The sequence below is a fragment of the Streptomyces sp. SAS_281 genome, from assembly GCF_052542855.1.
This window is the reverse complement of record NZ_JBMNDO010000061.1, coordinates 39,281-47,687: the sequence shown is the minus strand read 5'-3', so window position 1 is coordinate 47,687 and position 8,407 is coordinate 39,281. Positions and strand designations below refer to the sequence as shown.

6 protein-coding genes are annotated in these 8,407 nt (G+C 75.1%); 1 reads left to right on the top strand and 5 read right to left on the bottom strand.

Annotated elements, in window-relative coordinates; translation table 11 throughout:
* Positions 1-46: 46 nt before the first annotated feature.
* From ACN6LM_RS22660 to ACN6LM_RS22645, 4 genes are all read right to left on the bottom strand, one after another.
* Positions 47-1,522 (bottom strand): FHA domain-containing protein, encoded by a 1,476-nt coding sequence (locus tag ACN6LM_RS22660; RefSeq protein WP_445067204.1) that lies wholly within the window; start codon positions 1,520-1,522, stop codon positions 47-49.
* Between the two features lie 106 nt (positions 1,523-1,628).
* Positions 1,629-2,957, bottom strand: coding sequence for a vWA domain-containing protein (locus ACN6LM_RS22655; protein ID WP_445067203.1), 1,329 nt, complete (start codon positions 2,955-2,957; stop codon positions 1,629-1,631).
* 84 nt (positions 2,958-3,041) lie between these two features.
* The gene (locus tag ACN6LM_RS22650; RefSeq protein WP_445067202.1) at positions 3,042-4,268 is read right to left on the bottom strand and encodes a protein phosphatase 2C domain-containing protein; all 1,227 of its coding nucleotides are present in this window, start codon (positions 4,266-4,268) and stop codon (positions 3,042-3,044) included.
* 2 nt (positions 4,269-4,270) lie between these two features.
* The gene (locus ACN6LM_RS22645) at positions 4,271-6,640 is read right to left on the bottom strand and encodes a tetratricopeptide repeat protein (RefSeq protein ID WP_445067206.1); all 2,370 of its coding nucleotides are present in this window, start codon (positions 6,638-6,640) and stop codon (positions 4,271-4,273) included.
* Here ACN6LM_RS22645 and ACN6LM_RS22640 point away from each other — a divergent pair.
* Positions 6,567-7,010: a hypothetical protein gene (locus ACN6LM_RS22640; protein ID WP_445067207.1), complete on the top strand. Its 444-nt coding sequence runs from the start codon at positions 6,567-6,569 to the stop codon at positions 7,008-7,010. The genes ACN6LM_RS22645 and ACN6LM_RS22640 overlap by 74 nt on opposite strands.
* A gap of 34 nt (positions 7,011-7,044) precedes the next feature.
* Here ACN6LM_RS22640 and ACN6LM_RS22635 read toward each other — a convergent pair whose 3' ends face one another.
* Positions 7,045-8,385, bottom strand: a complete 1,341-nt coding sequence (locus ACN6LM_RS22635) for a hypothetical protein (RefSeq protein WP_445067201.1) — start codon at positions 8,383-8,385, stop codon at positions 7,045-7,047.
* Positions 8,386-8,407 lie beyond the last annotated feature (22 nt).

Here is an 8,407-nt window from a genome sequence, read left to right as displayed (position 1 = left end):
GTGAGTGGCTTCCCTCCTCACCGGCCGCTCCGCCGCGCGCCGTTGGTCAGTCCCGGCGGACCGTGATCGTCGTCCACGCGCCGACGTGCACCTGGTCGCCGTCCTGGAGCGGGACGGGGACGTACGGCTGGATCGGCTCCTCGGCGCCGTTGACCGTCGTGCCGTTGGTGGAGTTCTGGTCGACCACGGCCCAGCTGCCGTCCGGCTGCTGCACCAGCACGGCGTGCTGGTGGGAGACGCCCGGGTCCTCCGGCGGCACCGACAGGTCGATGTCCGGGGACTCGCCCGTGCTGTGCCGGCGGCGGCCGATCGTGATCTGCCCGCCGGTGAGCGCGAGCTGCTGCTCCGGGGAGTACGCGGGCAGGTTGAGCCCGGTCGCCTCGGGGCCGCTGCGCTGCATCATCGCCAGGAAGTACGCACGGTCGGGCGCGATGAACGCGGTCCAGTTGTCGGACAGCGGGGGCCGGCCGGGTCCGGGACCGTGCTGCTGATCGTGGCCGCCCTGCGGACCGGGGCCGGGGCCCTGCGGGCCGGGACCGTGCTGCGGGCCGGGGCCGCCGTGCTGCGGGCCGGGGCCGCCGTACTGCGGGCCGGGACCGCCATGCTGCGGACCGGGACCGCCGTGCTGCGGGCCGGGACCGCCGTGCTGCGGACCGGGACCACCGTGCTGCGGGCCGGGACCGTGCTGCCCAGGGCCGCCGTGCTGCGGGCCGGGTCCCTGCGGCCCGGGTCCCTGCTGCCCCGGGAACGGCGGCAGCGGGCCGGGGCCCTGCGGGGGTGCGGGCCGCGAGGGCGGGGACAGCAGCCAGTCGTCGCCGTCGGTGTGCGGCGGGGCCGGCGGGGGCGCCGTCTGCTGCTGGAAGGCGGGCGGGGCGCCCTGCTGCTGGAACGGCGGCGGCGAGCCCTGCGGGCCGCCCTGCGGACCCTGCTGGTACGGGGGCGGCGGGCCCTGCCGGCCCTGGGGGCCGGGACCCTGTGGGCCTGGGCCGCCCTGGCCGAACGGCGGCGGGCCGCCCTGCGGGCCCTGGCCGAACGGCGGCTGCCCCGGGCCGCCCTGGTGGCCGGACTGGCCGGGGCCCGTGGACAGGGGTTCGGCGGACCGGTTCACCTGCGAGGGGCGGGAGCCCTGGTAGTCGAAGGGGTCGCGCGGCTGGGGCGGGCCCGGCGGCTGCTGCGCCGGGAAGCCCGGCGGGCGGTTGCCGGCGGGGCCGGGGTCACCGGGGAGGTTGTGCCGGGGTGCCAGCGGGGTGTAGGAGGTCGCCGTGTTCGTGAGGAAGTTCCAGCGGCACTCCTCGCAGTACGGCGCCATCGCCTCACGCGGCGTGCGGCACTGCGGGCACAGCTCGGCCTGGGCGGTCGCGTCCGGGTCGTGCGGCCGGGGGTAGCCGTAACCGTGGGCGGGCGGCGGGGGAGGCGGCGGGGGGACCGCACCCGCAGGCGCGCCCGCACCGGTCATGCGGTGGCCGCAGACCTCGCACCAGTCCTCGGAACCCGACTGGTGTCCGTTCGGGCAGGTCGGCATGTCGGCGCTTCCCCCTCTCCTTCTCCGGCCCGCAGGCCGTCATGTGGCGTGCTCCGCCGCCCGGCGGACGTGAACCGGCGGGCGGCCGCTCGTTGCGGATGTGTGGTTATTTCTTGACGCGAACCGTCTTCGTGGAGCGCGTTTCGAGAGTCATCTCGTCCGCTTCCGCGACCTTCGCCTTCAGTCGCACAGTACCCGTCGCCGCGTCGACGACGTCTACCACCTTCGAAAGCAGTTTCGCAGTGTCCTCGTTCCCGGACGCCGACGCCAACTGCACCGCCCGGCCGAGTTTGGCCGTCGCGCCGTCGAAGTCTCCCGACTTGCGGGCATCGAGCCCCTGCTGGATGACTTGTGCCAGTTCCGCCTGACCCGTGTAGTGCGCGACCTGCGGATTGATGGAGGTCGACGCCACCATGTCGTCCGTCCACACCGCCCGTACCAGCCCCTGCGAGAGGGTCTGCGGCACCCCGCCCGACGGGTCCGGAAGGATCAGCGAGACCCGGGCGGCGAGCATCTCCTGCCCGATGCCGGCCTCCGGCACCCGGACGCACACGTGGTAGTCGCGGGACTCGTCGCCCCAGGAACCGGTCGGGTAGTCCCCGGCGCGGGGACCCGCCTCGGTGCGGCGGCCGGTCAGGTCGGCGACCGTGGGCGCCACCTGCTTCACGAACTGGATCTCCACGCCGACCGGGGTCCACAGCCGCAGCGCCACGTCCGCGACCTCCTTGCCCATGGCGTTCTCCATCATTCGCGTGAAGTCCGCCGCGAGCCCGGCCGGGTCGGCGACGATGTCCGCGGTGCCGAGGAGGGCCGAGGAGATGGCTGTGACTTCTTTCACCTCCCAGTCGGTGCCGACCCCGCGGGCGTCACAGGTGAACCGGCCCGCGCAGGCGTCGAGCGCCGCCCGCAGGTCCTCGGGCGACTCGTGCTCGTTGCGCCCGTCGGTGAGCAGGATGCCGTGCCGGATGTCCACGTCCGCCCCGCCGAGCAGCCGGTCTGCCAGCCGCAGCCAGGTCCCGATCGCCGTGCCGCCGCCCGCGCTCAGCCGGCGCAGCGCCCCCTTGGCCTCGGCCCGGGTCCGCGCGTCGGCGACCGCCAGCCGCCCGTTGCCCGGGTAGACCTCCTTGGCCACGTGCGTCCCGGCGACCACGGCGAACGAGGTGCCGTCGCGCAGGGTGTCCACGGCCGCCGCCGTCGCGTCGCGGGCGTTGCGCATCTTGGTCGGCGGGTAGTCCATCGAACCCGAGCAGTCCACCATGATCACCACCGCGGCCCCGGCGGCCCGCCCCGGCAGCGGTACGCCCCCGGTGGTGCCGCCCCCGGTCGAGGTGACCGTGATGATGCCGTTGACCTCCCGGCCGCCCTCGGGCAGGAACTCGTTCTGGTACACCTCGACGGAGAACTGCGGCACGTTCGACTTGGAGAAGTTGGCCATCTGATCGGCTCCTTGAGGCTCCACGTCTCGGATGAAGCCAGAGGTACGGACAAAGGCGTAGGAGGGCGGAAAACCGCCCAGGCATCAGGCGGAGCCTGCCCCTTGGGGTGACACGGCGAACGGGAGCAGGGCCACTGTTACGTTGTCGTGGCCGCCGCCGTCCAGGGCGTGGCCGACCAGGACCTGGGCGCCGTGCAGCGGACGGGCGTACGCGTCCTCGGGCACCGCGGCGGCCATCTCGGCGGCGGACTCCGCGTAGTTCCACAGGCCGTCCGTGCAGACCACCACGATGCCCGGCCGGTCCGGCTTGAACGACGCCGTGTGCGGCTCCAGTTCGTACGCGTCGGCGCCGAGCCAGCCCGTGATGGCGTGGGCGCGCTCGTCCGCGTACGCCTCCGCCTCGTTCATCAGGCCCGTCGCCACCATCTGCGCGGCCCACGAGTCGTCCTCGGTGAGCCGGGCGGGTGCGGTGGAGCGGTCCTCGGGCACCCAGTACACGCGGCTGTCGCCGACCCAGCCGACGACGAGCAGGCCGCTCGCCATGACCGCGCCGACCAGGGTGCACGCCGGGGAGTTCTGGTGGCGGTGCGCGTCGCGCTCCGGGCCGCCGGGCTCCTGGGCCAGCCGGTCGACCGCCTCCGAGGCCGCCACGATCGCCTCGTGCATCGCCTGCTGCGGATGTGTGCCGCGCGGCAGCGACTCCAGCAGGGACTCGTTGGCCGCGCTCGCCGCCGCCGCCGACGCCTCGTCGGGCCGGCTGGCCGACGACACCCCGTCGCAGACGATCGCCACGACGGCCGCCGAGCCGTCCGGCAGAGCCGTCGTGGACACCGCGAACGAGTCCTCGTTGCGGTGGTGGCGCAGTCCCCGGTCGCTCACCGCGGCGACCGAACCGAGCTCCTGCTCCATGTGGTCGCGCTCGCGCGGCTGCGCGTGGCCGCAGTTCTCGCAGTAGCCGTCGCCGTCGACCCGCCCGGCCCGGCAGGCCACGCACACCTTGCCGCCGGCCGCCGGGACCGGGGCCGGGGCGGGGGCGGGAGCCTGCGGAGGCTCCGGGGCCGTACGGGGATCGGGCGCCGCGCCCGGGGCGGCCAGCTCGAAGTCGCCGGAGGCGCCGGGCCCGTCGTGACGGGTCCCCGGCGCGGCCACCGCTCCCGGGGTGGCGATGGCGACCGTCGGGCGGTCGCGGGGCGGCTCGGGCACGGCCGACAGGTCGTACCCGCAGGCGCCGCAGAACAGGTCGCCCCGCTCCAGCGGCTCCTCGCAGCCGGGGCACCTCGGCAAGGCCGTCTCCTGGTGGTTCTGCGACATGTTCACACCCACGTTCGGGGGCGGAAGCGGTTGGCCCGCTCCACCAGTTCGATCCTCTCGGCCCCGGGCTCCGCGAGCCGGGCGAGCATCCGGTACGCACGCTCCAGGCCGAACCGCAGTCCGCGCTCGTCCAGCTCGCTGCCGAGCAGCGTCCCCGGGCCGGGTGTCCCGGCCGGCGACGGGCCCGAAGGGCTACCGGAGAGTACCCAGTCCAGCGCCGTACCCAGCACCTCGGTCGAGAGCCGCTCCCGCCGGACCGCGTCGAGCCCCAGCCCCGACAGCGCCGACACCTGGGCCGAAGCGGCCGTCAGGTCGGCCATCAGCGGCTCCTGCGGGGCCCGTTCACGCAGCCGGGCCCGGACGGCGGCGATCCGGGCGGCCGTGTAGTGGATCGACGCCTCCGGCACCGACTCCAGCGTCCGGACCGCCGCACCCCGGTCACCGGCCGCGATCTGCACCCGGGCCAGACCGAAGGCCGCGCTCACGAAGCTCGGGTCGGTCAGCCACACCAGCCGGTAGTACTCGGCGGCGTTGTCCAGCTGCCCGAGGACCTCCGCGCAGATGCCCAGCGCCAGCTTCGGCGCGGGCTCCCCGGGGAACGCGTCGTACACCGCGTCGAACGACAGCGCGGCGTTCTCCTTGTCGCCGGTCACCAGCGAGGTGAGGCCCCGGTACCAGACGACGCGCCAGTCGTCGGCGTGCTGCCCCTCCAGCGCGGCCAGGGTCGTCGCGGCGGCGCCGAGGTCGCCCATCTCCAGGTAGGCGCGCAGCTCGCGCAGCCGGGTCTCCAGGGAGGCGGCCGGCACCGCCTGCAACGCGGCGATCAGCTCGGCGGGCGCCGACGCCATCACCCCGGCCAGGAACCCCGCGTTCGGGTCGCTCGCGTCGACCCGGGGCACGGGCAGCGCGAGCGAGGTCCCCCGCACGTCGAGCCCGGCCAGCCGGGGCGCCCCCGCGCCCGCCGGCACCGGTGCGGCGGCGGGGGAGGGGACCGGGCTGCGCGGAGCGGGGACGCTCGCGGCGGGCGCGTACGGCAGGGGGCCCGAGCCGGTGCCCGGGCCGCCCGGCGTACGGACATGGGTGGCGGCCGAGGGCACCGGTGCGGCACCCGTGGGCGGGACGGGAGGCGGCCCGGCGGGCAGCGCGCCCGGTATGCCCCCGGGCGGGGTCGCGGCGGCGGGCACCGGGGCGCCCGCTCCGCTCCGGCGGCGGCCGAAGCGGCCCGCGGACCCGGCGGCGGCCCGTGCGCCCAGGCGCGACACCTCGCCCGAACCGTCCGCGAACAGCTCCGTGTCGGTGACCCGCAGCTCCGCGCCGAACAGCGTGGACAGCGCCGGGCGCGGGCGTCCCGTCTGGAGCGAGACCACCTCGCGCAGCACACCCGTCAGCTGCTCGGCCATCTCCGCCGCCGAGGCGAACCGGCGGGCCGGGTCGGGGTCGGTGGCGCGCACCAGGAGCCGGTAGAACGACTCGTAGGTCCGGAACACCTCGATGTTGTCCGGGTCCGGCAGCGAGTCCACGAAGACGTTCGTGTACCCCTGGAAGTCGAAGGTGAGCACCGCGAGCGTGCGGGCCACCGTGTACAGGTCGGAGGCGACCGACGGACCCAGTTCCGCGACCTCGGGCGCCTGGTAGCCGACTGTGCCGTAGATCGCCGACTCCTCGTCGTCCATCCGGCGGACCGCGCCCATGTCGATGAGCTTCAGCTGGTCCTCGGTCTGGATCGCGTTGTCGACCTTGAAGTCGCAGTAGAGCAGGTTGCGGCTGTGCAGGTGGCCCAGGGCCTCCAGGGCCTCGATGCCGAACGCGCACGCCTGCTCGACCGGCAGCGGATCGCGCTTCCCGGCCGGCGTGCGGCGCCCGTTGGCGATCTCCTTGAGCGACTTGCCGCCGACGTACTCCATGACGATGTAGCCGTCGAGCGAACCGGTCCGCTGGTCCAGGTGCTCGACGAAGTTGTAGATGCGGACGATGTTGGAGTGCTCGATCTCCGCGAGGAACCGCCGCTCCGAGATCGCCGCCGCCATGGCGTCCTGGTCACCCGTGTCGAGCAGGCCCTTGAGCACCACCCAGCGGTCCGAGACCGCCTTGTCCACCGCGAGGTAGACCCAGCCGAGCCCGCCGTGCGCCAGGCAGCCCGCGACCTCGTACTGCCCGTGGACGACGTCGCCCGCCTCCAGCTTCGGCACGAACGAGTACGGGTGGCCGCACTTGGTGCAGAACCCCTCGGTGCGGCCCGGCCGGTCGCCCCGGGCCCGGCCCACCGGCGCCCCGCAGTCGGAGCGCGAGCAGAACCGCTTGCGCTCGGGCACCTCCGGGTTCTCCATCACGGCCGTACGCGGATCGGGCCGCGGCACGTCCGGCACCTGCACCAGGCCCGCGCCCAGCCGGTTGCGGCCCGAGGCGTTGGTCGACCTGGCGGACGAGCGCACCGACACCGAGTGGGTGCCGGCCCGGCCGGACAGCGACAACGACCGCGAGAGCCGCCCCGACACCGAACGCCGCGAGGTCGACGAACGCGACGAGGAGCGTGAGGACGCCCGCGACGAGGACTGCGAACTGCTGCGCGCAGACGAGCTGTTGGACCCCCGGCCGCCGCCCGCCACCCCGGTGGGCGGCGAGCTGACCATGCCATCCCCAAGTTCTCGGCTTCGCTCGAACAGGGGAGACCCCATGGGCGAGACGACGGGAGCCAGACCGCAGGTGTCGCAGTACAGCTCCCCGCCGCCCATGTCCTCGTAACTGCCCTCGCACGCGGGGCGCTGGCACTGCGTACTCATGTCCGTTCCCCCTCTTCGTCCCGCCGCCACGACGGCCCGTCACCTCTGCCCAGCAGCTCCAGCGCCGCGTCCTGATAGCGCTGCACCGCCTGCGCCGCCACCCGCAGATCGCACGGCGCGCTCCACAGCATCCGCCGCGCCGCGTCGTACCGCTCGATCAGGACCGGGTCCTCCGCCAGGCCGTTGCGGGCCACCTTCGCCTTGTACGCGTCGAGCCGGCCGCGCAGCTCCGCCCGGACGGCCAGCGGCGCGGTCACCGCCGTCAGCTGCTCGCGGGCCCGCAGCAGCTCCTCCTCGGCCTCCCGCTCCAGGGTCTCCAGGAGCGGCGAGAGGCGGTGCCAGCGGGCGTGCCTGCGGTACTCCGAGGCGGCGGCCAGCCGCTCCTGGAGGGCGGTCGGCGGTCCGTTGACCACGGGCACCTCCGACGCGGCGATCTTGGCCAGCACCTCGCCGCGCGCCACCCGGGCCTCGGCCAGCGTGCGGTCGGCCCGGGACAGCACGTCGCGCAGGTGCACCAGCCGCTGCTCGGCGTCCTGCCGTACGGCGAGCACCGCCTCGACCTCGCGCCGCACCTCCTCCAGCGCCCGGGCGGCACGGTCGTAGCGCGTCGTGTCGGGGCGCCCGCCGCCGGGCGCCGCGCTCCCCGGCCCCGGCAGCCAGAACGCCAGCGGGTCCGAGATCACCTGCGCCCGCAGCGTGGCCAGCTCCGCGGTGATCGCCTCCAGCTCGTCGCCCGCCGGGTGCTCACCGGGGCGGACGCCCACCGAGTGCGCCAGCGAGTGCGTGCGGCGCAGTTCGGCGGCGAGGAGGTCTATGCGGGCGGGCATCGCCGACCACACGGTGTCCGAGGCCACGACCATGTCCAGGGCGCTCGCGTACAGGCCGTTCATCCGGGAGACCAGCTCCTCCAGCGTGAACCGCTCGGAGAGGCGGGCCGGTCCGCTGACGGACGGGTCGTGCCCGGCGGCGGAGTGCGCCACGGTGACGCCCTGGCCGCGCAGCAGCTCGGTCAGGACCGTCAGGTCATCGCGGTTGGGGTGGCGGCGCCTGGCCCGCACCTCACGAGCCCGGTTCAGCACACCCGTGTACGTGTCGAAGTAGCTCCACAGCAGCGTGACCGACCGCTCGGTGACGGCCCACCGCTCCCTGGTGACACCGGACAGCTCGGCGCCCTCCAGGAGCCTGCGGCCCGCGTGGTCCTGGAGGGCGAGGAGCGAGGTCTCGATCGCCTCGTGCTCCGCGCCGAGCCGGGACAGCGCACGGTCGGCCTCGTCCCGGTCCATGACCGGACCGGGCGGCCGGGCCGCGTAGCTGGGGAAGGGGCCAGCGACGCCCATCGATCACCTCTCCGCTCTCCCC

Coding starts and splice junctions, on each gene's coding strand:
- ACN6LM_RS22635 (WP_445067201.1), bottom strand. CDS start 8,385: ATGGGCGTCGCTGGCCCCTTCCCCAGCTACGCGGCCCGGCCGCCCGGT.
- ACN6LM_RS22660 (WP_445067204.1), bottom strand. CDS start 1,522: ATGCCGACCTGCCCGAACGGACACCAGTCGGGTTCCGAGGACTGGTGC.
- ACN6LM_RS22650 (WP_445067202.1), bottom strand. CDS start 4,268: ATGTCGCAGAACCACCAGGAGACGGCCTTGCCGAGGTGCCCCGGCTGC.
- ACN6LM_RS22655 (WP_445067203.1), bottom strand. CDS start 2,957: ATGGCCAACTTCTCCAAGTCGAACGTGCCGCAGTTCTCCGTCGAGGTG.